This is a genomic window from Oceanobacillus damuensis (assembly GCF_001618145.1).
Taxonomy (GTDB): domain Bacteria; phylum Bacillota; class Bacilli; order Bacillales; family Amphibacillaceae; genus Oceanobacillus; species Oceanobacillus damuensis.
Window position 1 is genome coordinate 68,608 of the sequence record NZ_LQNF01000015.1, and the last position, 23,456, is coordinate 92,063.

At 40.0% G+C, this 23,456-nt stretch carries 20 protein-coding genes and 1 pseudogene; 15 read left to right on the forward strand and 6 right to left on the reverse strand.

The features are described from left to right. Positions 1-5: 5 nt before the first annotated feature. From A4245_RS20115 to A4245_RS11220, 14 genes are all read left to right on the forward strand, one after another. Complete coding sequence (locus A4245_RS20115; protein WP_157087706.1) at positions 6-155, forward strand: hypothetical protein; 150 nt, start codon at positions 6-8, stop codon at positions 153-155. Beyond that, a complete protein-coding gene (locus A4245_RS11155) occupies positions 121-1,806 on the forward strand; it encodes a recombinase family protein (protein ID WP_067727846.1) in 1,686 nt (561 codons plus the stop codon). Before A4245_RS20115 ends, A4245_RS11155 begins: the two co-directional genes overlap by 35 nt. Before the next feature lie 17 nt (positions 1,807-1,823). Then, entirely contained in the window at positions 1,824-2,114 is a 291-nt protein-coding gene (locus A4245_RS11160) for a hypothetical protein (protein ID WP_067727848.1), read from the forward strand. Positions 2,115-2,419: 305 nt separating this feature from the next. Next, positions 2,420-2,749: a hypothetical protein gene (locus A4245_RS11165; protein ID WP_067727850.1), complete on the forward strand. Its 330-nt coding sequence runs from the start codon at positions 2,420-2,422 to the stop codon at positions 2,747-2,749. Between the two features lie 336 nt (positions 2,750-3,085). Continuing rightward, positions 3,086-4,417, forward strand: a complete 1,332-nt coding sequence (locus tag A4245_RS11170; RefSeq protein ID WP_234402403.1) for a reverse transcriptase/maturase family protein — start codon at positions 3,086-3,088, stop codon at positions 4,415-4,417. Between the two features lie 35 nt (positions 4,418-4,452). Beyond that, entirely contained in the window at positions 4,453-5,532 is a 1,080-nt protein-coding gene (locus tag A4245_RS11175; protein WP_067727852.1) for a hypothetical protein, read from the forward strand. Beyond that, on the forward strand, positions 5,511-5,714 hold the full coding sequence (locus tag A4245_RS11180) for a hypothetical protein (RefSeq protein ID WP_067727854.1): 204 nt from the start codon (positions 5,511-5,513) through the stop codon (positions 5,712-5,714). The genes A4245_RS11175 and A4245_RS11180 overlap by 22 nt, the downstream gene beginning before the upstream one ends. Before the next feature lie 321 nt (positions 5,715-6,035). Continuing rightward, a complete protein-coding gene (locus A4245_RS11185; protein ID WP_067727862.1) occupies positions 6,036-7,037 on the forward strand; it encodes a LacI family DNA-binding transcriptional regulator in 1,002 nt (333 codons plus the stop codon). A 722-nt stretch (positions 7,038-7,759) separates the two neighbouring features. Continuing rightward, positions 7,760-9,199 (forward strand): sucrose-specific PTS transporter subunit IIBC, encoded by a 1,440-nt coding sequence (locus A4245_RS11195; RefSeq protein WP_234402404.1) that lies wholly within the window; start codon positions 7,760-7,762, stop codon positions 9,197-9,199. A 10-nt stretch (positions 9,200-9,209) separates the two neighbouring features. Beyond that, positions 9,210-10,658 carry a sucrose-6-phosphate hydrolase gene (locus tag A4245_RS11200; RefSeq protein WP_067727869.1) on the forward strand — a complete coding sequence of 483 codons (1,449 nt, stop codon included), beginning with the start codon at positions 9,210-9,212 and terminating at the stop codon, positions 10,656-10,658. Between the two features lie 20 nt (positions 10,659-10,678). Further along, positions 10,679-11,173, forward strand: a complete 495-nt coding sequence (locus tag A4245_RS11205) for a PTS sugar transporter subunit IIA (protein ID WP_067727871.1) — start codon at positions 10,679-10,681, stop codon at positions 11,171-11,173. A gap of 539 nt (positions 11,174-11,712) precedes the next feature. After that, positions 11,713-14,121 carry a beta-glucosidase gene (locus tag A4245_RS11210; RefSeq protein ID WP_067727873.1) on the forward strand — a complete coding sequence of 803 codons (2,409 nt, stop codon included), beginning with the start codon at positions 11,713-11,715 and terminating at the stop codon, positions 14,119-14,121. Positions 14,122-14,335: 214 nt separating this feature from the next. Continuing rightward, on the forward strand, positions 14,336-15,196 hold the full coding sequence (locus A4245_RS11215; protein WP_067727875.1) for a glycosyl hydrolase family 28-related protein: 861 nt from the start codon (positions 14,336-14,338) through the stop codon (positions 15,194-15,196). Then, positions 15,130-15,846 carry a right-handed parallel beta-helix repeat-containing protein gene (locus tag A4245_RS11220; RefSeq protein ID WP_234402406.1) on the forward strand — a complete coding sequence of 239 codons (717 nt, stop codon included), beginning with the start codon at positions 15,130-15,132 and terminating at the stop codon, positions 15,844-15,846. Before A4245_RS11215 ends, A4245_RS11220 begins: the two co-directional genes overlap by 67 nt. An 896-nt stretch (positions 15,847-16,742) precedes the next feature. Here the strand turns inward: A4245_RS11220 and A4245_RS11225 are convergent. Genes A4245_RS11225 through A4245_RS11245 form a run of 5 tightly spaced genes read right to left on the reverse strand, consistent with a single transcriptional unit; the run spans position 16,743 to position 21,739 of the window. Continuing rightward, positions 16,743-17,798, reverse strand: coding sequence for a YkvI family membrane protein (locus A4245_RS11225; RefSeq protein WP_067727886.1), 1,056 nt, complete (start codon positions 17,796-17,798; stop codon positions 16,743-16,745). Between the two features lie 14 nt (positions 17,799-17,812). After that, positions 17,813-18,919 carry an o-succinylbenzoate synthase gene (menC, locus tag A4245_RS11230; protein WP_067727887.1) on the reverse strand — a complete coding sequence of 369 codons (1,107 nt, stop codon included), beginning with the start codon at positions 18,917-18,919 and terminating at the stop codon, positions 17,813-17,815. Continuing rightward, on the reverse strand, positions 18,919-19,731 hold the full coding sequence (locus A4245_RS11235; RefSeq protein WP_067727889.1) for a GNAT family N-acetyltransferase: 813 nt from the start codon (positions 19,729-19,731) through the stop codon (positions 18,919-18,921). The genes menC and A4245_RS11235 overlap by 1 nt, the downstream gene beginning before the upstream one ends. Further along, positions 19,728-20,864, reverse strand: coding sequence for an amidohydrolase (locus A4245_RS11240; protein WP_067727891.1), 1,137 nt, complete (start codon positions 20,862-20,864; stop codon positions 19,728-19,730). The genes A4245_RS11235 and A4245_RS11240 overlap by 4 nt, the downstream gene beginning before the upstream one ends. A 5-nt stretch (positions 20,865-20,869) precedes the next feature. Beyond that, positions 20,870-21,739 (reverse strand): MurR/RpiR family transcriptional regulator, encoded by an 870-nt coding sequence (locus A4245_RS11245; protein ID WP_067727897.1) that lies wholly within the window; start codon positions 21,737-21,739, stop codon positions 20,870-20,872. Positions 21,740-22,122: 383 nt separating this feature from the next. On the opposite strand from A4245_RS11245, the pseudogene A4245_RS11250 reads away from it, so the two are divergent. Further along, positions 22,123-22,693 (forward strand): annotated as a pseudogene (locus A4245_RS11250) (Crp/Fnr family transcriptional regulator). Here the strand turns inward: A4245_RS11250 and A4245_RS11255 are convergent. Continuing rightward, on the reverse strand, positions 22,694-23,422 hold the full coding sequence (locus tag A4245_RS11255) for a DUF4386 domain-containing protein (RefSeq protein ID WP_067727899.1): 729 nt from the start codon (positions 23,420-23,422) through the stop codon (positions 22,694-22,696). Positions 23,423-23,456: the final 34 nt, after the last annotated feature.

Sequence of the window (23,456 nt, forward strand, 5' to 3'; positions counted from 1 at the left end):
TTAGCATGAATATGGAAGATACACAAGAATACAAATATCAAACTCTAATAGACATATTAGCAGAAATGGTCAAGGGCTATTTGACTAATCAATCAACACAAAAAGAGAGGGAGAAAAAAGATGAATCAAACAGTGTATCCAATAGACCAGCTTGACCCAAGTAATCAAACTGGAACACAGAAACGTGTTGCACTTTATGCCCGTGTATCTACTGTAGAACAAGCTGAGGAAGGTTATAGTATTGATGAACAGATAAATGTTTTAAGAGAATGGTGCGAGCGAGAAGGATATACAATCTATAACGAATATATTGATAGAGGGATAAGCGGTAAGAATATTAAAGGTAGACCAGCTATTCAGCAACTACTTTATGATGCTAATCAGAAGTGCTTTGATATTGTGTTAGTGTGGAAAATGAATCGACTCTCAAGAAAAAGTGTTGACCTTCTTACCATTGTCGATAATTTGCAAAACAAAAGTATTAGCTTTCGTTCTTATACAGAGCGATACGAAACAGAAACTCCATCAGGAAAACTTCAATTTCAAATGATGGCAGCTATAGCGGAATTTGAACGTGCTAATATTGCCGAAAATGTAAAAATGGGAATGATAGCAAGAGCAAAGGAAGGTTCCTGGAATGGTGGACAAGTCCTTGGATACGATGTAGTAAGTGCTCCCAGTGAGAATCGAAAAAGAAAATTTTCTAAACTCATAATCAATGAGGATGAAGCAATCATAGTACGGAAGATATTTGAATTGTATATTCAGGGAAATGGGTATAAGTCAATTGCAAACCGACTGAATAAAGAGGGATATAAAACTAAGAAAAATAAAGCATTTTCTATAAATGGTGTAAAAACTATTCTATCAAATCCTATATATGCTGGATTTATAAGATACAATGTTAGACGAGACTGGAGTGAAAAGAGAAGAAATAATATAAATCCAAACCCAGTCATTGTAAAAGGACAACATAAACCAATTATATCTGATGATATTTGGGAGCAGACTAAAGGTATTATGAAAAGCCGTACTGGCAAACCAAATAGAATTCATAGCGGTGAATTTCCACTGACAGGTATCTTAAAATGTCCAGTATGTGGCTCGGGCATGGTATTGGGGAGAACGACCAACCGAAACAAAGATGGAAGTAAGCGTGTACTCGAATACTATGTTTGTGGGGCATGGAAAAATAAAGGAACAGCAGTGTGTCGTTCAAATGGTGTAAGAACAGAGTATGCTGATGAATATGTTCTTCAAAGGTTAGCAAATTTAGCCAGTAGTGATGTGCTGATTAAACAAATTGTAGAGAGAATTAATCAAAAGAATGAGGATGGCATATTACCGCTACAGAAAGAATATGAAATGCTGAAAAAATCACTTTCTGCTATCCAATCTAAAAAAGATAAATACTTAAGGTTATATGTAGATGAAGTGATTAGTAAAGGTGACCTTACTAGTCAATTAACTAATCTTGATAACGAAAAGGAACGTCTGGAAGAACGGCTATCTCCTATTGAAGAACAAATAGGACATGGTGGTATTCCAAATATTAATCATGAAGTGGTTAAAGAAATCATGCAGAACTTTATGACTGTCTATAGGAATGCTTTAACACCAGAACAACGTAAAAAGCTGTTGCATCTTCTGATTCACAAAATTACTATTTCAGAAGATAGAAAGATTGATAGCATACAAATACAACTAAATAAAGAAGTAGCAAAACACTTCACAATTAACGGAGGAGCAAATTCGTCTATAACGGATGAATTTGCTCCTCCGTTTTCTATTTTCATTAATATATAAAAAGGAGCGTTAAATTTATGAGTGTTATTAAAGTATTTAGAAGTTATATGGCAAAACATCATCCACACTTAGCGTATAAGGATTGGAAAGCGGATGTAAGACTATTATCAGCCGAGGAAATTCAAAATGGAAACATTAAGGCTCTATTACCCCATGAAATTAGTGAGCCTATAACATGTTGGTTATTCTTTTATGATGATAATCTAAACAACGTTGTATGTTTATTGCAGGACAAAAAGGGTGTAAGTAACATTGGAATTAGTCTTTTAAAGAATGGTGAGCTTGTAAAGCCTATAAGCTTTATTTGAGTGTGATGTAAGAATTTTAATGGTATTAATGAAAAATTCAATAGGCAATTTCTAACTGGGACTATTATGGTTCCAGTTAATTTATGTTGGAGAATTGAAAGGGGTGAAAGAATGTCTTCTATAGACTTATTTAAGTCAGGTGTAACCTTCGGTGTATCAATTTATATTTTAATTAAAGAAAGTATCAAAAATGAATATTAGTAGGGAGGAATAATAATGCAATATTTTTTAATGGGTACCGTCGTAGGGGTTGTAGTCTGTTATGCTTTTGAAAGAATCCAGAGGTCGCATTGGTGCTATAGCAAATGAATAAAATTCGGTGTTTAAAAGACTTTAAATTAATTTCTAGTAAAATTGATAGTGATTTTTTAGCTTACTTGAAACAGGAATTCTATGGGCTTTATGAATACCTGAGTAATGGTGAAGGTCTGAGGGAATTTAAGCTTCATTATCACCAGGCTATCGTTATTTTTGAAAGTAAAGAAGAAATTAATCAATTATTAGAGAGTGATGAAGAAGTTGAGTTTACTGAGGAGGTACAATTAAAGTCTTGTTCTATCCAACGGATAGGTATCTACCATTCTGAAGATGTTCAACTTTGTTTTTATATAAATGATGGTAAGATAAGTACTTAATAAATAAAATAATAAGAAAAATCTAGTAAATCTGGTTGGTAAATATGGCCTTATATGGTAAAATAGACATGTCTCGTAAAAGTAGTTATGAGGGCGAATGGTGAATTTCTGTCAACCCTTATCCATTCCTTAATGATAATTTCTGTAACTAAACAGATATCAATTATTATGGATATTGCTAAAGAATAATACATCAAGACATCCACACCTTCTGTTGTATTAATTGACCTTTCCAATATACTAATTAAAGTATAGCATATAAGTGAAACAAGTAGTCCTATCATAGATTAGTAGTCTATGAGTGAAAAAATGTATGCTTGCGAGGGGTGACTGAATATGGTTCAGGATAATAGGCTACGATTATATACCTTTGCAAGCTCTTCAAAAATAAATGAAGATAAATATAAAACTAAAAGGTATATTCATTTCGACAGGAAAGTCTCTTTTAAGAATATTAAAGATAAAATATATGACCCATGCTGGGTAGAACAGCATGGGTTTTACCCGTTCATTCATTTTCAAATAAAATTTAATAAGTATTTAAGAAAAGAAAAGAGGAAGAAGCCTAAAGAGCGTGACATTTTCTATGCTTCCCATGTTGACAGTTATATTTATAAATATTATGGCGATATCTTAAATAATAAATATAACGATATAGTGGATGACCTTGGTATTAGTGAGGTTTCTACAGCTTATAGGAATAATTGCCCGGGTAAAAGCAATATTAACTTTGCTAAAGAAGTAATTGATTTTATAACTAAACAAAATGAAGCTTTTATATATGTAGCTGATTTTACTAAGTTCTTTGATAAAATAGACCATCACTACTTAAAGGAACAGTTAAAGTTAGTGTTAGGTATAAAAACACTTCCTAAGGATTTTTATGCAGTGTATAAAAATATTACTAAGTATAGTTGGGTGGAAAAGAAAGATATAGACGAGGAACTAAAAGTTAAATATGGAAAAGATAAACCTCAATTACTAAGATATTTTTCAAAAAAGGAATTTAGGGATTTTAAAAAAGGGAATGTACATAAGAACCAGAAGACCTTTGGTATCCCTCAGGGAGCAGGCATTAGTTCAGTTTGTTCAAATATTTATCTTTTAGAATTTGACCGCTTGCTTAGTGCTTATGCTAAAGAAAATAACGGATTATATAGAAGATACTGTGATGACTTAATCATAGTTATTCCTATTAAAAGTGTCGAAGGATTTGACCATAAGACTCACGAAGATATTGTTGAGGTAATAAGAGAAAAAGTACCAAATTTGGAGATACAAAAAGAAAAAACGGAACAGTATTTCTATACAAAAAATAGAATAGTCAATTTGAAAGGCGAAGTATCAAAATTGGATTATTTAGGTTTTAGCTTTGATGGAATTAATGTAAGAATAAGGGAGAAAAGCCTGTTTAAGTATTATAGTAGAGCCTACAAAAAGGTGAGAATATCTAACCGATTGACTAAAAAAACAAATCAGAAAGCACAAAGAAAAAGTTTGTATAAAAATTATACGCACTTAGGTAAAAAAAATAAGGGTCATGGGAATTTCTTAAGCTATGCTTCTAGAGCACAAGAGGAGTTTGATAAAAACTCCAGTACAAATAACCTTATGGAGCACCAGGTAAAGAATCATTGGAAAAAAATAAATGGACGTTTAGAAAAGTAATATAAACAGAATATTTAGCTTTTAAGGAGTATGAAATGGATTCAAATTTCAAACAAAGTTTATTAAATTTAAGTGGAGATTTCGATGAGTTCTTTAAAACACTACAAAAAAGTTATAGTGATGAAAAGTTAGGTCGATGGTTACCTACTCTACTAATTGCACCGTTCACTAAAAAGACATTTTGGAGTATTATTAAATCTATATTTCCTATTATTCTAGGATTCCTCATTGGTTTAGGGATAGTATTCTTACCTGAAACCTCGATATTAACTAAAGTGGTCAGCGGAATTTTAACTATACTTGTTGCTTTATTTGTAACATACGTTCTTCACTTTTTAAAAATGATTAATCCCATAGATTCTACTAATTTCCATATAGGTGCTTATCGAGTGGCAAAAAAACAAGAGTATGAACTATTCGTGAAGTATTTACCATATAATTTTTCATTCTATGGACTTTACGATGAAGTTGTTACTCATAATCCCAGTAGGCAGGAACTTTTAATGAAAGAAAAACAGATAAACCTGCAAAAAGAGCAACATGAAAAATATGTAAAAGAAGCTGAAAAAAACTATTTGGAACTTAAACAGGAGTTTAAAGATTTACAGGAACAAAATTCTTTAGTTGTAGAACTTTTTAAAGAAATAGTAACCGTATTCTATCAGTTTATTAATAGTCATTTCCAAATTTATTCACTTAAATTCTTTTCAGGATTTACTATTTATGAGATGAATAATACTGAAAGGGATTATCTTTATAAAATAGCTGATATTGGTACGTCAGGACATTCACCAGAAAACATTTCCATACCTGATAATATTTCAGACGAGGATTATGCAGTTTTAAGAGCTTTGAGACCAAGAGAAGATAGATATGAACCAGAGTTTGACACACCATATAAAAACCGTTTTATTGTATCACTCAGCATACAAATGAATAATAATAATACATGGGTATTTAATTTTCATGCAGATGAAGATAACACAAAGGCTTTGTTTTTTCTTCTTACAGATAGTATAATGGAGACAAGAGAAGTATATCGTTTAATTCACTCCCTTTGTTTAAATTTAGAGCAAAGAAAGGAGCTAAGAAAATGTGGAGAGAAATTGCATTAGATAAAATTAAAAATAAACGTGGCAGTCTTTCTTTTAAAACACAGCGAGAAATAAACACAGAGCAACAAAAGAAACTTGAAGAATTTAATCAGAAGATATCGAGATTACATGACTTAAATATAAAATTCCATGAGGTATCAATTAACGAATTGCCTGCTAGGGAAGAAGTGAGAGTAAACTAATAGTTTACTCTCTTTTTCATATTAAAAACCTCACTTAGATACACCACGGTGAACCGTACCATAAATAGTGGTAAAACAAAAAGTGGAATATGAGTTTATTGCCATGAAGAAAGTTGCTCTAGTCTTGCCATGTTTTTGAACTAGCAGTGCGGAGTTTTGAGGCAGTAATTGCGAAAGGGAGATCCACCTCCAAATTTGCCATAATTAGCGCAAATATATCTACCACTTGACTTAACTTTTGTCCGTGTTAAAAAATATCCCAAACAGAAGCAAAACACCCCTTGCCATGGTAAAATAAAGTAATGATGGGAGGTTAAAACCTTGGTTACTATAAAAAATATTGCCGAAATGGCAAAAGTATCTCGAACAACTGTTTCTCGTGTCCTGAATAATTCCGGCTATGTTAGTGAGGATGTCAGAAAACGGGTGGAGAAGGTTATTGAAGAAACAGGGTACATACCGAGTCATTATGCCAAATCACTAAGGACAAAGAAGACGAAAATTGTTGGCGTTATTTTGCCGACGATACAGACTGAAACATCTAACCGTATCGTAACAGGGATTGGAAAAGAATTATCGCAGCAAGGTTATGAGATCCTGCTGGCGAATACCAATTTAAACAAAGAAAAGGAAATGGAATATCTCGAACTGTTAAAAGAGCGCAGGGTCGATGGAATTATATTGATTGCCACCAACACGGAGCCTGTTCTTGTAGAGAAAATAAAAGAGATAAATATTCCCCTTGTGATGATTGGGCAGGCAGTTGATGGGATTATGTCGGTTACATTTGATGATTATCATGCTGCACGTGAACTGACACTTACCTTTATAAAAAAGGGGCATCAGGACATTGCCTTTATTGGCGTGGACGAAACGGACCGGGCGGTAGGTTATTTGCGGAAAAAGGGCTTTTTAGATGAAATGGTTGCTAATCAGTTGAAGGTTAATGAGGAATGGATGCAGAAAGCAATCTTTGATATTGATTCAGGACACGATGCAATGGAAAAAGTTCTGACTTCAGCTAGTACGACTTATAAAAAATCAATTCCTACTGCAGTTATTGCTGTAACAGACAGACTGGCCATAGGGGCGATAAATTATTTGAAAAAGCAGGGAATCCGCATTCCGAAAGATATGGCAATTGCCGGCTTTGGCGCATCGGAAATCACTCGCTATCTCGATCCTCCGCTGACAACGGTAGATTACCAAAATGAGAAAGCAGGAGAGGTAGCAGCAAGACAGCTGTACAATCGAATGCATGCACAAAAATGTACAGAAAAAGTTGTACTGGACTATAGACTTGTATTGAGAAAGAGTTTATAATATACATGAAATCGATTTCAAACGTTATAAACTTTATTAAGTCTATAACGTTTCTATATATTAAACAGTAAATGGAACAGTACCGGCAGCACCCATTCTGCGGAAGTATTTCATTACGCACTAAGCAGATAAAACACCTAATGTGCAAAGCTCCATTTGTCACAAACCCAATGTGGAATCGATTCCATACCATTTCAGCATGGATTTAAAGGAACTGCAACGGGTTTCTCTTATTCTGTAGAGGGAGCTATTATCACATGCTGAGCAAGGTTAATCTCCGCTGTAAAAAGATCTATTTATAATTAATCCTAGTATGGATCGATTCCTTATTATATAGAAAGGAGTCATAAAGTCCCTTAGGGGAAAGCAACACCATCATACAAAAGTAAGAGATAACAAAGAAAAGAGAATCGAGAACCAAACAGAGGAAGAATAAAGGATGAATGATAGTTAAATCGATTTCATATATATTACTATTTGCTGCGAAATCGATTCCATACTATGAAGAAAAATAATAAAAGGAACATGAACGGTTTTCTTTATCGGGCTGAGGTAGACTGTATGACCAATACGCATGGTACAAGGGGAATTTTCCGTTCGAAGTTCATTTAATATATTCATCCAATGTGGAATCGATTCCATGCGCAAGCAGGTCAAAAGGGAAGCCATTAGTCAAGCTGGCTTCCTTAGAGCAGCACACCATGAAAAAAGGGGCGAGTAAATTGACAGATACAAAACAAAAGAAAAGCAACAAACAAATTGTGCAAGAATTATTGGATGCAGTTGGGGGAAAGGAAAACATTGCATCTGTTACCCACTGTGCAACACGACTAAGATTTATTATAAACGAGGAAGAGAAAATCGATAAGGAACAAGTGGAAAATATAGATAAGGTAAAAGGGGCTTTCTTTCATTCCGGGCAATATCAGGTTATTTTTGGAACAGGAACGGTTAACCAAATGTATGAAGAGGCTGAAAAACTGGGCCTTAATGGTGTAAGTAAATCGGAGCAAAGCGCTGCAGCTGCAAGGAAAAAAGGACGCTTCCAGGCAGCAATCCGCACATTCGGTGATGTCTTCGTACCGATTATTCCAGTGCTGGTGGCAACAGGTTTATTCATGGGGCTCCGTGGTCTCCTTATGCAAGAAAATATTTTAGCTTTATTTGGCATGACACCTGATGATGTATCACAGAACTTTTTGCTGTACACCCAAGTGTTAACGGATACAGCATTTGCTTTCTTACCAGCACTTGTGGCATGGTCTGCATTCAGGGTATTTGGCGGTAGCCCAATCGTTGGTGTGGTATTGGGTTTAATGCTAGTGAACCCTGCCTTGCCGAATGCGTATGAAGTAGCCAGTCAGACAGCTGAACCATTGATGTTCTTCGGCTTTATTCCAGTTGTAGGTTATCAAGGGTCTGTACTACCCGCATTTATTGCAGGTTTAATTGGGGCAAAGGTCGAACGCTGGGTTCGCAAAAAGACACCAGAAGTGTTGGATTTACTCGTCACGCCGTTTATTACCCTATTAATTATGAGTAGTTTGTCTCTGTTCCTGATAGGTCCTGTTTTTCATTCAGTTGAAATGGTATTGCTTGATGCAGTCGTAGCGGTACTTGGATTGCCTTTAGGAATTTCCGGAATCATTCTGGGTGGACTTAACCAGGTCATTGTTGTTACTGGAGTTCACCATGTCTTCAACTTTCTTGAAATCCAGCTGCTTGAGGCATTCGGCAATAACCCATATAACGCAATTGTAACCTGTGCGGTTGCAGCACAAGGTGGCGCAACTTTAGCTGTCGCACTGAAAACAAATTCTGGTAAGTTGAAAGCACTGGCATTTCCTTCCTCTCTTTCGGCCTTTCTGGGAATTTCAGAACCAGCGATTTTCGGAGTGAACTTGCGCTATTTCAAGCCATTCCTGATGGCACTAATCGGCGGAGCCGTCGGTGGTTTCTTATCATCGGTTATGGGGTTAGCCGGAAATGGCATGGCCGTAACCGTTATTCCGGGTATGCTTCTATATCTTAATGGGCAACTGGTCCAATATATTATCGCGAATGCGGTCGCCATTGCTATAGCATTTACCTTAACCTGGTTCTTCGGTTTTAGCGATAAGATGCTTAAAGAAGTAAAGCAGCCAGAGATACAAACGAAGTAGGAGAATTGTTATGAGTATATCAAATGAGATTATAATAAAAGCAAACCAGCACGTGAAAACGCATCAATCCTTGGTAGGGAGTGATCCATATCGCCTGCATTACCATTTGATGCCGACTGTTGGGCTGTTGAATGATCCGAATGGGTTCGTTTACTATAAAGGACAATATCACGTTTTTTATCAATGGAACCCGTTTGTGACTGCACATGGACCTAAGTTTTGGGGACATTATGTTTCAACAGACCTTGTTCATTGGAAGGAAGTTCCACCTGCTATAGCACCAGGGGACTGGTACGACAGAAATGGCTGTTACTCAGGCAGTGCCGCTGTTTTAGGAGATACCTTGTATTTATTTTACACAGGCAATGTAAAGGATGAACAAGGTAACCGTGAATCCTATCAATGCCTGGCTGTGTCAGAAGACGGTATACATTTTGAAAAGAAGGGACCGATCATCCATGTACCAGAAGGGTATACCGAACATTTCCGCGATCCCAAGGTATTTCTGAACAACGGAAAATGGTATATGGTGCTTGGAGCACAAACCATAGAAGAGCAAGGAGTAGCGGTCCTATATTCTTCTCCTGATCTTCAGGAATGGAGCTTTCAGGGTATACTGGCAGGCAGCGGCTATCATGGTCTTGGTGATCTAGGCTATATGTGGGAATGCCCGGATTTAGTTGAACTCGATGGAACCGACATTCTGCTTGTTTGTCCACAGGGCATGGACCCCAATGGTTTTGAGTATCAAAATATGTTTCAATCTGGCTACATTGCGGGAAAAATGGACTATAAAGAGGGCAAATTTAATCATGGCCCATTTGTAGAAATGGACCGAGGTTTCGATTTTTACGCACCACAAACGATGGAGGACCCAAATGGGAGGCGGATTCTATTTGGCTGGATGGGAAATGCAATAGAAAGTGACATCCAGCAGCCGACTACCAAGTTTAACTGGATTCATGCACTCACCCTACCGCGCGAACTTGAGTGGAAAAAAGGAAAACTACTGCAAAGACCGGTAGAAGAGTTGAAATTGCTCCGTGGCGAAGAAACTCGGTATTTAAATGTAAACCTAAAAGATAATCAGCAATTAAGCTTCAATGGGCAAGTATTTGAAATGAAAATGGCCATTGACCGTATGGAAGGTGAAACTCTGACCATTCAGATTGGGGAGTCGAAATTGATATATCATCAGCGTGAGGGCGTTTTTACCTTTCAACGAAAAAGTTACTATTTGTCTGATCAAGAATCGAGGCATTGTTATTTAAAGGACTTAAAGAAAATTCACCTTTTTAAAGATACGTCTTCCATTGAAATTTTCCTGAACGATGGTGAGGAAGTATTCACTTCTCGTGTGTTTGACGATATTGAAACAGATGAGATTGTAGTTCATACATCAGGAAGCGTGGCAATGAATCTACTAAAATGGGATTTACATCGTGTTACTTCCTATTAAACAACGAAAGGAGAAGGAACATGCTAAAAAGTCTGTTTAAGAAAAAGGAAGCTATAAAGGATATTACACTTGTTGCTCCAGTTAGCGGTAAATTAGTCAGCTTGGAAGAGGTGCCCGATCCTGTATTTGCGGAAAAGATGATGGGTAACGGAGTAGCGATCGAGCCAGCAAACGGGGAAATAGTTTCTCCCATCGATGGGAAAATTGTTCAACTGTTTCCGACTTTGCATGCGATAGGCATCGAAGCAGAGAATGGTGCAGAAATCTTGCTTCACATTGGACTGGATACGGTGAATCTAAATGGGGAAGGATTTACTGCCCATGTGGAAGAAGGCAAGAAAATTAAGCAAGGGACTCCTTTGTTGAGTGCTGATTTAGATGTGATTCGTGAAAAAGCAAGGGGCACTATTATCCCGATTATTATCACGAATAGTGATGAGATGAGCTCTATCAAAGCCACAGATGTCAAACAAGTAACTGCAGGAAAAGAAGAGATATTAGTCGTAAAGAGATAGAAAGAGGACCATGGGGACAGGAACCTTGGTCCTCTTCTTTATGCAACACACAATAAAACGTTGATTCTAATGAAATAAACTACCTTGGTCAGTGAGCTTTGGTGAAAAGCATGGAGGGACAGGTTCACTGGCCTAATCTTAAAAATGGACCAAGGAACCTGTCCCTGTGGTTCTTTTTAGTCCCCAATTTTCATTAACATCATCACGCCACCCGCGATTGTATTTCCAAATATTATCATATTTGGTAAATAGAAGTTCCTCCATTATATTTCAGTATATTCACAGTAATGAATTATATTTCATTTTAATTTATTCATCTTGATTGTTTATTTGGCAAACCATTGCTACTACAGTGTTGGATGATTTTTTTGGGGCTTTAGGGTCGGTATAATTTTCGTAGTTTTTGTTACTTTTTTGTTATGAATCGTACATGATACCGTAATAGTTTTTCTGTATATTAAGAGACCTAGTAAAAAAAGGGAGAGGTTAACTAAAAGAATTATTTCAAGACTAATAGACAACTAGAAGGAGAGAACAACATGGCAAAACGAACTATTTCAATTTTTATGATTGCAACTATTTTCATGTCCTCGTTATTAAATTCTGTAAGTGCGATGGGCAATGGAACAGAAGGCGATCTCCCTTGGATAAACACCGAGCTATCTGCTGAGAAGCGCACCGAGTTGCTTCTTGATGCGATGACGATAGAACAGAAGATCCAGCAAATCGCTATTTCGCGCTTCAATGAGAACGACACCGGTGAAACGGTTGTTATCGACAGGGGCGGTAGTAGCGAGTATATGAACGGCGAATTTGCTCCCCAGGGTACCCTCCCTGGGTGTGAGTGGCAGGACACCGGCCGACAAATCCGTGGTATTGAGGAACTTGGTATCCCAACACTCCGTATGACTAACGGTGGTACGGGTGTGAAAGGCGGATCGTGTGGCAATGACCCAGAGGCGACGGGACTACCGTCTACCCTGGCTATGGCCGCGACCTTCAACCACGAGTTGAATTATGAAGCAGGCCGAATCCTCGGCGAGGAGACACGGGCCTTCGCACATCACGTGATGCTCGGACCGGGCATGAACCTCGTGCGTCACCCGTACAATGGCCGGAACTATGAGTACTTCAGTGAGGACCCATATCTAACTGGTATCTTGGCGACTGAGCAGGTCAAGGGCATCCAGGACCAAGGTGTACAAGCTCAACTCAAGCACCTTGCAGGAAACGAGCAAGAAACCGAGCGATGGACGATGGGTGTTCAAGTTCCGTCAACGGCTATGAACGAGCTTTATATGCTGCCATTCGAGATGACCGTCAAGGATGCTGATCCAGCTTCTGTGATGTGTTCATTCCCAGATGTCAACGGCACCTATGCTTGTGATAGCTCTGAACTGCTTCAAGATGCCCTAAGGGACAACTGGGGCTTCGATGGTTACGTTATGAGTGACCGTCGCGCAATTCACGATACAGTGGCTGCTATCAAGGCGGGTACAAATGTTGAGCTTGACTGGGCACCACAGTACTACACCCAGGAGAAGGTTCAGGAAGCCCTTGACTCAGGGTTAGTGACCGAGGACGACATCGATAATCTGCTTCGTCCACGGTACATCAAGATGATCGAGTTTGGCCACATGGATGAGCCCTACGATGAATTCTTGCCAGAGATTGTTGATCCAATGGTCAATGGCGCTAGCGCACGTAAGATGGCAGAGGAAGGTTCCGTGCTATTGAAGAACGATGACGGCTTCCTACCATTAGACGGCGAGCCGAAGTCAATTGCATTAATCGGCGTTGAATGGTTTGCTGGTGAGGCAAAAATGTCTCCGCGCTCCATTCGAGACAACAATGACAACGTAGTGACCCCTTATACGGTCACACCACAGGAAGGTTTAGAGAATGTTATCGAGGAGCTTGGTTATGATACCGAAGTGACTTACAACGATGGCCGTGACCCTGAGGCTGCGGCAGAACTAGCGGCTGAGTCCGACGTTGTGCTACTTATGATTGGTGACAACCCACATGAGACTGCGGACCGTGACACACTAGGCTTCCCAGCTATCGACCTTGATGAGCATGAGGACCGAGAAAACTGGGTGGAACAAGAGCCGCTAATCGACGCAGTCTTGGAGGCGAATGCGGAGAATACTGCTGTAGTTCTGAAGACTTCCGGTATGGTGCTTATGCCGTGGCTGGATGAGGTACCAGCAGTACTTGAAGCTTGGTTCCCAGGCATGGAGGATGGCAATGCCGTGGCCAACTTGCTTTACGGTAAAGTCAATCCTTCCGGTAAGCTACCTATGACATTCGGTGCAACTGAGCGTGAAGCTGCCTTCGCGACAGAAGTGCAGTATCCTGGAACTCGTCAAGACACTGGTAAGGTAGGTGGACCAGGTCCATACGGTGATGGTTCCGATCAGCTGATTGCTCAGTACACAGAGGGCCTTGAGATGGGCTATCGTTGGTACGAGGCTAACGACGTGAAGCCACTCTTCCCATTCGGTTACGGTCTGTCTTACACTACTTTCGGGTATGACGACCTCAAGGTGAAGAAGGTTCGCGGTGAAGGTAAAGGCAACAAAGGCAACAAAGGATCATTATCTGGAATTGAAGTGTCCTTCACAATCACAAACACTGGTGACGTTGCCGGGAAAGAAGCGGCACAGGTCTACCTAACACTTCCGGATGAGGCGGGGCAGCCGACTAAGCGACTCGTCAACTTCGAAAAGGTTGAGCTTGATCCCGGTGAGAGTGAGCGAGTGACTCTACAGATTAACCATGCTGACTCTAACCACCCGTTCTCCTATTTCGTTCCGGAAGAGCCGGACAACTTAGCGAACTGGGCTGACGGCGAGTGGGAAACTGCTGACGGGAAATACCGCCTGCATGTTGGTGGTTCATCTGCAGACACTCCGTTAGAAAAAGACGTTCCATTGAACTTCTAAACTCAGCAAGGACAATAGCAAGGCCAAGGGTAAGGGGAACTCCCGTAAATAAACCCAGGCGATGGGATGACGTCGGCAACCCGATATGGGTCGTCAGGCGCCCCGAAAGTAGTGAGCCCGCGGGCTCGGTGAATCAAGCCGAGGCTCGCGGGCTCACTACTTTCTCTTGTGCCCACATAGGGGACGAAAGAAGTCAAGGAAGGACGTGAGAAGTTTGAAGAAGGAATCCGTTCGGAACAGCAGGCGTGGTTCGGTACATTCGTGGTGGGTGATCCTTGGACTGGTGATCCTCTTGACTGCTTGCACCGTCGAGGAATCCGGCGGGCCTATCGAAAGCGATGATGCCGTGGAACCCACCCCGCCTGAGCGTGGCGACTGGCAGGATCCTGGCTTGGTGGACCGGACTGGCGAACCAATTGAGGTTCCGACGCCAGGACCGGCAACTGGTAGGACCCTGGACGCCACGGACTTTGGGGCAGATCCAGAACCAGATTCACAAGATGATGCAACAGCGATCCGGGCGGCACTTGATGCGGCCGAACCGGGTGACGAGGTCGTGCTGCCAGCTGGCACGTATGACCTACGTTCTACTGACCCGGCCGACGAGTCGGCGAACATCGTGTTACAAAGCGGCGTGGACCTGCGTGGCGAAGGTCAGGAGAATACTGTACTGCTGACCTCCCTCGACGGCGAGGATAACAGCCGAGTGATCCGCGGTTCTGGTGTCCACGATGTCATCATTGCGGACTTTACCATCACCTCCCACCATGAGGGACCACTTGGCGATGACCCTGACGACGGAGACGCGGGTGGCGGACCGATGTATGGCGTCTACCTTGGAGCTCATGAAGGGAAGTCGAGTTCTCAAGTTCTGGTGGAGAATCTGAGCATCCGCAGGTTCGAGCGTCACGGTATCTCCGTCAAGGCCAGCCGTGAAGTGCCATCTCTGGAAATCACATCAGTGAGGCAACCGCCGTTGGTCCCGGCGGACAGGGCTACGGCATCGCTATCGAGGGTTCAGTTGACCAGCATGACCCAAATGCCGCCAACGATTCACGGCATAATGTCGTCATAAGCAACACCTTCGATGGTAGGCATCTGCGACACGCCATTCTGCTGCAGTTCCCGACACACAACAATCTCGTGGCGGATAACACCATCGTTGGCAGCCACCTCGACGCCATTGACCTTCACGGCGAGGGCGAATACCTGAATGAGATCCGGGACAACACCGTCATTGGTGGTCAACGGGCGGGCATCGCGCTGGGCAATTCTGGTGGATCTAAGAACAAGCACGATGCCTCAGGGCCTGGAAACTGGGTATACTCCAACAATCTGATTGGAAACCGTCAAGGAATCCTCGTTATACTGGGTACTCCTGACACCCTAATTGAGGACAACAAGATCACCGCTGGTGAGGATTCCAAGGCTGGTATTGAGATTCGCAATGCACCGGGTACAACGTTGCTTGGTAATCACATCACTGGAGGGACTGATGGGTTCTGGTCTATCAGGCTCCGTGATGACCGTGGTACTGACGGACGGGGCAAAGGAATCCCCACAGGCATTAGGATGGAGTCCAACGTCATCCGTCAAGCGGCCAACGGCATAAGGATCGATGATGGAGAGAAACTCACTATGGTTAAAAATGTCGTGGATGGCATCGATGGATCTGAGCTAAAGGTGGCCGATGGGATCGAGGTGAGCCGGTCGGCCCAGCGGTAATTTATGTAAGCCTAGGTACTAGCAAGATATAGAAATACCTCTAATATTCTGGAGTATTTGTTGACAAGGAATACAATTATTGTCTAATACTAGATAGCATAAATATGGAAGAAGCTGGGGTTACTAGGGGTTAGTCGAATTACGAAATGTTACTCCAATTATTTATTTCCAATAAATGGATGAAATGATGTAATATTCAACAAATGATCTTGGTTAGATAATTTTTGAATAACATAATGGCATTGGATATAATTCCAATGCTTATTTTTTTGCCTCTTAAAAAATTACAGTGAACCGCACCATAAGTAGATGAGGTTTTTCATAAGGACACTAGTAATTAAAACTAGCTCTATGCTCATGAAATATGTATATAAGAATCGTGTTGCTTCTTTATTTTTCCTATCTCTACAGAAGAAATTTTTCTTCAAGATAAAATCTTATCTAGATACCCATGATGACTTTATATATCCTAAGTAAGTTTGTTTCATCGTAGCAATTGGTCAAAAAAAACCTGCCACTTCTATATTGAAGCGGCAGGGTTCTTAATAACAGAGTAGTTGCAAAGTAACAATGCTTATTTAATGTATATCCAACCGGTTCCAACTGCGATAAAATTATCATTTTTCAATTTCCATGAAATACGCATACTGATTTAAAAGGATCTGTTCGTGTTTATTGTATTTTTCTAATTAGGAATTCCCAAAGGCTGTTACCTGACAAGAGGGAGTGAATTTTGACCTCATGTCCACTTAGTATATCAATCAGCAGAAAATTGTTTTTTAATTAGTGTAAACAGATATCCTTTATATCAATAGCAGTGAACTACAATCACCATAAAAAAAAGACATGACCCCCATCACAAATTTGGGAATCATATCTCTTAATTCAGTTAAAATTTACTGATACTTGGCTTTTCCCTTTTTTATCCATGCAATAACAGCAGCGATAATTAACGCAAATCCTAAGTAGCCCATTGTTGAATATACTTCTCCAATAAGTGTAGTAAATCCTACAGAACTTAAGATAAAACCAAGTAACCCGATAACAACTACGGCTGGTTTATATAATTTACTATCAGGTGCGATAAACCGTACGGTAAAGGAGTAGAACATACCTACCGCAGTATTATACATCATACCGAGCAGCGCAATCGCCATTAATATGCCGACAGCTGGATGGAGCTGATTTGCGAGTGCCAGTGTTGGCATGTCAGCACCAGCTACCACATCAATTTTCACTAACATCCCAATATGGATCAGGATAATCAGTCCTCCTAGCATGGCGCCACCAAGAATACCACCCATGCCAGCAACTTTACGGTCTAAAACGCCTCCACTCATCACAATTAATAATGCTGCACCGGCTGCTAGATTATAGGACACATAAAGAAAAGCACCTAGAACCCAGTTGTCTGTAGCAGAGACTTGTTGTTTTGCCAAGGTGTCCGCTTCAGCAAATGATAGATCCATTGTGAAGATAGAATAGATTAAAATGATAAAAATAATAGTGATTAAATAAGGTGTTATCATTGCTATGATACTAATAATCTTTTTCGTATTTAATAATAGAGTAAGAATGGTGAGGGTTACCATGATGATACTCCCTACTCTAGTATCGATGCCGAACATTTGCTCAAATGTTGATCCTGATCCTGCAAACATAACAACCGCTACACCAAATAAGAAAAATGTAATTAAGATATCCAATATTGCTCCGATATATCGGCCGCCAATATGATAAATAACTCCTTTATGTGATGTTGCTTGTAGGTCTGTTCCTAGCTGTGCGAATGTGTACCCTAAAAAGATGAATAGGATGGTAGCAAGAATTCCTCCAGCCGTTCCCCAAATGCCAAAGCTGGTGAAGTATTGCATTACTTCTTGCCCTGAGGCAAATCCAGCTCCAATAATTAGTCCGACAAAGGCACTACCTATTTGAAAACTCTTTTTCATGCGGCCAATCTCCCTTATTTGTAATTTTTCTTAGCTACGGTATATGCTTCAACTGTTTCCCGGTCTACTTCATAACCAATGCCTGTTGTTTCTGGAACATCTATATAACCGTCTGCAGCGACAACTTCAGGAACGATAATATCCTTTTCCCAGTAGCGACTTGAACCAGCTGTATCTCCTGGTAAAATAAAGTTTGATAATGTTGTTAAAGCGACATTATGGGAGCGGCCAACACCTGATTCCAGCATGCCGCCACACCAGACTGGAATGCCATTTGCTTCACAATAGTCATGGATTTTCTTCGCTTCGGTTAACCCTCCGACACGACCAATCTTGATATTAATAATTTTCGTGCTTCCTAGCTCAACGGCTTTTCGTGCATCCTCTAGAGAATGAATACTTTCGTCTAAACAAATTGGCGTTTTTAGTTCCTTTTGCAGCTGTGCATGGTCGATAATATCATCCGATGCTAATGGTTGTTCAATCATCGTTAGGTCAAATGCATCTAGTTGTTTTAAGAGGTCAATGTCTTCTAAGCGATAAGCCGAGTTTGCATCAGCCATAATTGCTACATCTGGGAAACTTTCACGTAATGTACGCATGACGTCCACGTCCCAGCCTGGCTTGATTTTCACTTTAATGCGCTTATAGCCTTCCTTCACATAGCCATCTACTAATGCTACTAATTCTTCAATAGACTCTTGTATTCCAATACTGATTCCAACTTCAATTTTGACCTTCGTTCCACCCAAGGCTTTGGCGAGTGATTTATTTGTTTGTTGTGCGTAAATATCCCAAACAGCGCCCTCAAGCGTTGATTTTGCCATGTTATTTTTACGAATTGGAGCAAAAATTTCATTCACTTCATCTGGATGGTTTAATTCTTTATTTAAAATAAGAGGAATTAAAAAATCCTCCAGCATATGCCAGTTTGTTTGCAGTGTTTCTTCGTTATACCATGGTGCGTTAAATGCAACAGATTCACCCCAGCCAACGGTGCCAGCTTCATCTCTCGCTTCCAGCAATAAAAATTCCTTCGTTGTAAAAGTTCCAAAGCTTGTTGTGAATGGAGCTTTTAACTTCATTTGTAAATGACGGATTGTAATTTCTGTGATTTTCATTATTGTTCTCCTCCAAGTTCTAATGTATCTTTTTTTACGAAAATGTATTCACCATGGTTTTCATAGGGTTCTATATGAACGGCCACATATCCTGCTTTAAAAAGGTTTTGGAATTGCTTGCGTGTTTGTAATCTCCAGTCCATTGCCAGCTCTTGGCTTGCTGCTTTTAATCCTTGAAAATCCTTTGGTACAGCGATGGAATATGCATACTCTGTTAGTTCGGTTTTCTCGCCAGCAGCAAAGACAGGCAATCCTGCTTTATTAAATGTTAATGTACTTAAGCTCACTGTGCTTTCTATGTTTGGCAACTGTTTTTCAACTACATATGGACTTGTTAAATGCCAATGGATTTCAAAGCGATCGGATGGAAGGCCTTTATTGAAACCGTCCTGCATCTCACCATAACAATTTTCAATATAGGTATCACAAATACCATTCAGTTTGGTTAAATTCAGATAAGCATTACGTGTTTCAAGTGGATCGTATGTCCATTTCATCATGTCATAGCCTTTTTCTATCGCTATTTCACGTTGTTTTTGCTTCAGCATTTCACCGATGCCTTTTGAACGGTAGGCCTCGTCAATCCCAAGCATATGAGAGCATAAATAGCTTTTTCCATTATGAAAGCCTGCAAATCCGTAGCTGAAGCCAACCAATTGCTCCACGTCATAAGCACCAACCATAATTCCGCCATTTTTAACAGCTGTTAGCGTTTGATGTGTAGGGATGGTGTTAATTCCCCAAACCTTCCGTTCAAGCTCTTGTATTTGTTGCATTTCATCCATCGTTTTTAGTTCTCGGCTTTCAATCATGAGTCTACTCTACCTTCTGCTTGTTGTAATGCGATTACTAGTGCCTGAGCTATTATTTTTGCCCCAGTTGGTAGACGCTTTTGATTAAATGTCATTTTTGGATGGTGGAGTCCTGGTGTAACACCACAACCGATGCCAAGCATCGTCGTTTGCAGCTGTGATTTAGAATAGGTGTAAAAATGGAAATCCTCGCCACCTGGTGTCACTACTTCTGGTGCGCATTTTTCATTCCCTGCCACGTCGATAATTGCTTGCTTCATAATATCTTTTGCTGTGTCATCAACCTGGGCTGCAGCAATATGAGCATCTACTTGGTAATCAATCGAAATACCATATAGCGTACCGACAGCTTTTACTACTTTTTCAAAGCCATTTGTCAAAGCTTCCATTGTTTCGTTCGTTTGGGCACGGGCATCAATACTAAATGTTGCACTGCCTGGAATGATATTTGTTGACGTACCACCTGCCTGTATTTGCGTCATTTTGATAGAGGCTGACTCTGCAGGGCTGATCCAAATTCGCTTGAGCCCATCAATCAGTGCAGCTGCTACTTCAATCGCGTTCACCCCCTGCTCAGGTCGTGCTCCATGTGCTTCCATCCCATTAATTTTCCCAGAAAAAAGCTTCGCTGCTCCGTGATGTAATGCTGGTGCGTATGTCCCGTCTTGTAATTCGATGAGTGGTCGTACATGTGCACCGAATAAAAATTGCAGGGAATCCACTACCCCTTTTTCCACAAGCAATTTTGCTCCTTGTGCCTTTTCTTCCGCTGGCTGGAAAATGATCCGAATTGCTCCTGATAGTGTAGGCTCCAATTCCTTCAATAAAAGAATGGCGCCAAGTGCGACTGTCATATGGCCATCATGCCCACAGGAATGATTTGCTCGGAATGTTCCATCAACTTCTTGCCAAAGGGCATCAATATCGGTTCTGAATCCAACTTTAGGGGTGCCTTTTCCAATGTCTACATACAATCCGGTCATATTTTCAAAGGTTTGGGGATGTAAGCCTTCTTCCTGGAGAAGCTTTACAAGATACGCAGTTGTTTCTACTTCATTCCAGCTTTCTTCGGGATTCTGATGCAAATGTTCAAAGATTGGCTGTAATCGTTCTGCTAATTGTTGTTCTGTCATTTATTTCAACTCCATTTTTCTGCAATAAAACTATTGTTATAATCATCGTAATTCACACGTTGCTTGTTGTAATAGGTTGGATCAAATGCCATCATTCCCGTTACCAATAAATTAAGAAAGGAAATAAGTGCCGGCATTAAATCAATCGTTGACTTCTCTGTTTGCTCTAATATAAAAATATAGGAACAGTGCTTTTGAATAGGTGCTAGCTTGGAATCTGTAATCGCGAGCACTGGTATACCCCGTCCATGAAGTAATTCGGCTATTTGAATGGGTTCTTTAAAGTAACGATGTTGGGATATCACGATGACTATGGATTTTTCATCTATTTTCTGTAGTGTCCGAACTAATTCTGGTGTTTCTGTTTGAATAAGCGAAACGTTTGGCCGAAGTATATTCAACGTAAAATGCAGCCACTGGGCAGGGAACTGCGATGCTCCCGCTCCAATAATATAGATGCTTTTTGCTTCATGTAGTTTATGTGTTGCCTCATTAAATAATCTCCTGTCAATATGTTCAACAATTCTGTTAATTTTTGAAATGTCTTCTCCCATCGCCTTTTCAATCAGACATTGGTCATTGAAAAGTTCCCTTTTAGAGGAAAGGTAATTACCAAGCGTACTGACAGTAGTTTGATTAAATACAAAAAGAGTGATCTCTTTTTGTAGCTGCGCAAAACCAGTGAGTCCAAGTGTGTAACAGAAGCGGATAACCGTTGTTTCACTTGTGCCAGCCTTCTCTCCAACTTCAGCTGCCGAATGCGTCCCCACAAAAGTCGGATTATTTAACACGAAACTTGCTACTTTTTGTTGCTTCTTTGATAATCCATTAAAATGCATTTCAATCCTGTCTTTAATTGTTTGCGTATCCTCCAAAAGAAGTCTCTCCTTTAATTTATTTAAAAAGAAGTTTAAACTTCTTAATACCTTATCATAAATTAATTAGGAGAACAAGCAATTTTCAGAAAAAAGGGGTGGCCCGTGCCTATTGAACGATAGTCAAGCTATAACTTTCAGGCGACGGACCATGGGGACAGGAACCCCGGTCCACTCGCAACACATAATAAAACCGTGTATTACGATGCAATAAACTATCTTGGTCAGTGAACTTTGGAACAAGGTTCACTGGCCAAATCTTTAAAAATGGACCAAGGAACCTGTCCCTGTGGTTCTTTCCATTCTGAAATATAAATATTAATATAGGTGTATAAGATATCTGAACTTTAGAGTAAATATGATTAATCTGTGGGGTGGAAAAAATGAGTGGTATTCTGTTTAAGATCATGAATAAATACACTTCCCTCAGCGAAGAGGAGCAGCAGGCTATTGTTAACAATATACCTATAGAGGAATATAAAAAAGGGACTGTACTCCTTAAAATGTTATTTCGTATTGAAGGGCTGCATAAGACAGTACGCCATTGATGAAGAAGGAAAAGAGGTCACCTCCAATTTTTACACGGAAGAGCAAGCCATTGTAGTATTCAATCATCATAAAGAAGATAAATGTTCTGACTACACTTTTACTTGTCTTGAAGACTCTCTATTAGTTGTTGGTGACCTGAATACAGAAAAAGACATGTATGACAAATATAATCAGTTGGAATCAATGACCCGCAGGATGATGGAAGAAAATTTTGGTGAGGTACAAGAGGAGTTTGCTGCATTTATCGCTTCTACACCTGAAGAACGTTTTAAAGCCTTATTACTGAAACGTCCTCATTTAATCGATCGTGTTCCCCAACATCAATTAGCAAGTTATCTTGGAATTACCCCTGAGTCACTAAGCAGAATTAAAAAACGAGTCTATAAAGAAGAAAACTGGGAATAATTAAAGCCTTTTTACAGGGTTCTTACCCTTACCACCTCGGAATAGCAACCATAATCCAAAGCCAAGCTCCCCCGCAATCATTGGTGCGGCAAAAGCAATTTCAAGTACATCAATAATGCCATCATAATGATACAGAAACGTACTGAATAGGTGAATGACTATATAGCCTACTGAAGCAATAAATAACAAGATGCTAATGATTTTAGGTATGTGATTTGAATGGAAAGACAAATAACTTATAATCATTAGATGCCCACCAAAAATGACCAAACCAACAGACCAGATAAAATAAAATGCTTCCAAAGACAGCATCATAAGACTCTGAAGTTGCGTATCATTAGATAATAATAAAATGTCAGGACTACTTGAGAGAAGAGATACAAATACCAAATTCAGGATGGCAATCCCTAATATAGCCGCATAGGTTAAACGTAACATTGCCCCTAGTAATGAAAGATTTTTATTAATTGGGTGCATGAAGGTATAAAGAGCCCAAGCCACTACAATGTCACTTATTAGGATAATAAGCCAACCAAAAATTCCAGCATTGAAAAGGTTAATAGATGATACGATGTTATTAAGCGTGGTTCCTGCATCGCCTTGCACCACAAGATTTCCTAGGATAAGGCCATTGGAAAAAGCTGCCGCAAACGCCATAATGATGAGCGATATACCAGCAATTAGAGCTGATTTTCGATGAAACGGTATTTTTTTAGCAATGGTAGCCATATATGAACCTCCTTTTTCCACTGTTACGTTCATT

Excerpts from the sequence above, each read along its gene's own strand:
- A4245_RS11180 (WP_067727854.1), top strand. The coding sequence starts at position 5,511 with ATGTGGAGAGAAATTGCATTAGATAAAATTAAAAATAAACGTGGCAGT.
- A4245_RS11225 (WP_067727886.1), bottom strand. The coding sequence starts at position 17,798 with ATGAAAAAGAGTTTTCAAATAGGTAGTGCCTTTGTCGGACTAATTATT.
- A4245_RS11165 (WP_067727850.1), top strand. The coding sequence starts at position 2,420 with ATGAATAAAATTCGGTGTTTAAAAGACTTTAAATTAATTTCTAGTAAA.
- A4245_RS11210 (WP_067727873.1), top strand. The coding sequence starts at position 11,713 with ATGGCAAAACGAACTATTTCAATTTTTATGATTGCAACTATTTTCATG.
- A4245_RS11200 (WP_067727869.1), top strand. The coding sequence starts at position 9,210 with ATGAGTATATCAAATGAGATTATAATAAAAGCAAACCAGCACGTGAAA.
- A4245_RS11160 (WP_067727848.1), top strand. The coding sequence starts at position 1,824 with ATGAGTGTTATTAAAGTATTTAGAAGTTATATGGCAAAACATCATCCA.
- A4245_RS11205 (WP_067727871.1), top strand. The coding sequence starts at position 10,679 with ATGCTAAAAAGTCTGTTTAAGAAAAAGGAAGCTATAAAGGATATTACA.
- A4245_RS11255 (WP_067727899.1), bottom strand. The coding sequence starts at position 23,422 with ATGGCTACCATTGCTAAAAAAATACCGTTTCATCGAAAATCAGCTCTA.
- A4245_RS11175 (WP_067727852.1), top strand. The coding sequence starts at position 4,453 with ATGGATTCAAATTTCAAACAAAGTTTATTAAATTTAAGTGGAGATTTC.
- A4245_RS11155 (WP_067727846.1), top strand. The coding sequence starts at position 121 with ATGAATCAAACAGTGTATCCAATAGACCAGCTTGACCCAAGTAATCAA.
- A4245_RS11235 (WP_067727889.1), bottom strand. The coding sequence starts at position 19,731 with ATGATTGAAAGCCGAGAACTAAAAACGATGGATGAAATGCAACAAATA.
- menC (WP_067727887.1), bottom strand. The coding sequence starts at position 18,919 with ATGAAAATCACAGAAATTACAATCCGTCATTTACAAATGAAGTTAAAA.
- A4245_RS11170 (WP_234402403.1), top strand. The coding sequence starts at position 3,086 with ATGGTTCAGGATAATAGGCTACGATTATATACCTTTGCAAGCTCTTCA.
- A4245_RS20115 (WP_157087706.1), top strand. The coding sequence starts at position 6 with ATGAATATGGAAGATACACAAGAATACAAATATCAAACTCTAATAGAC.
- A4245_RS11240 (WP_067727891.1), bottom strand. The coding sequence starts at position 20,864 with ATGACAGAACAACAATTAGCAGAACGATTACAGCCAATCTTTGAACAT.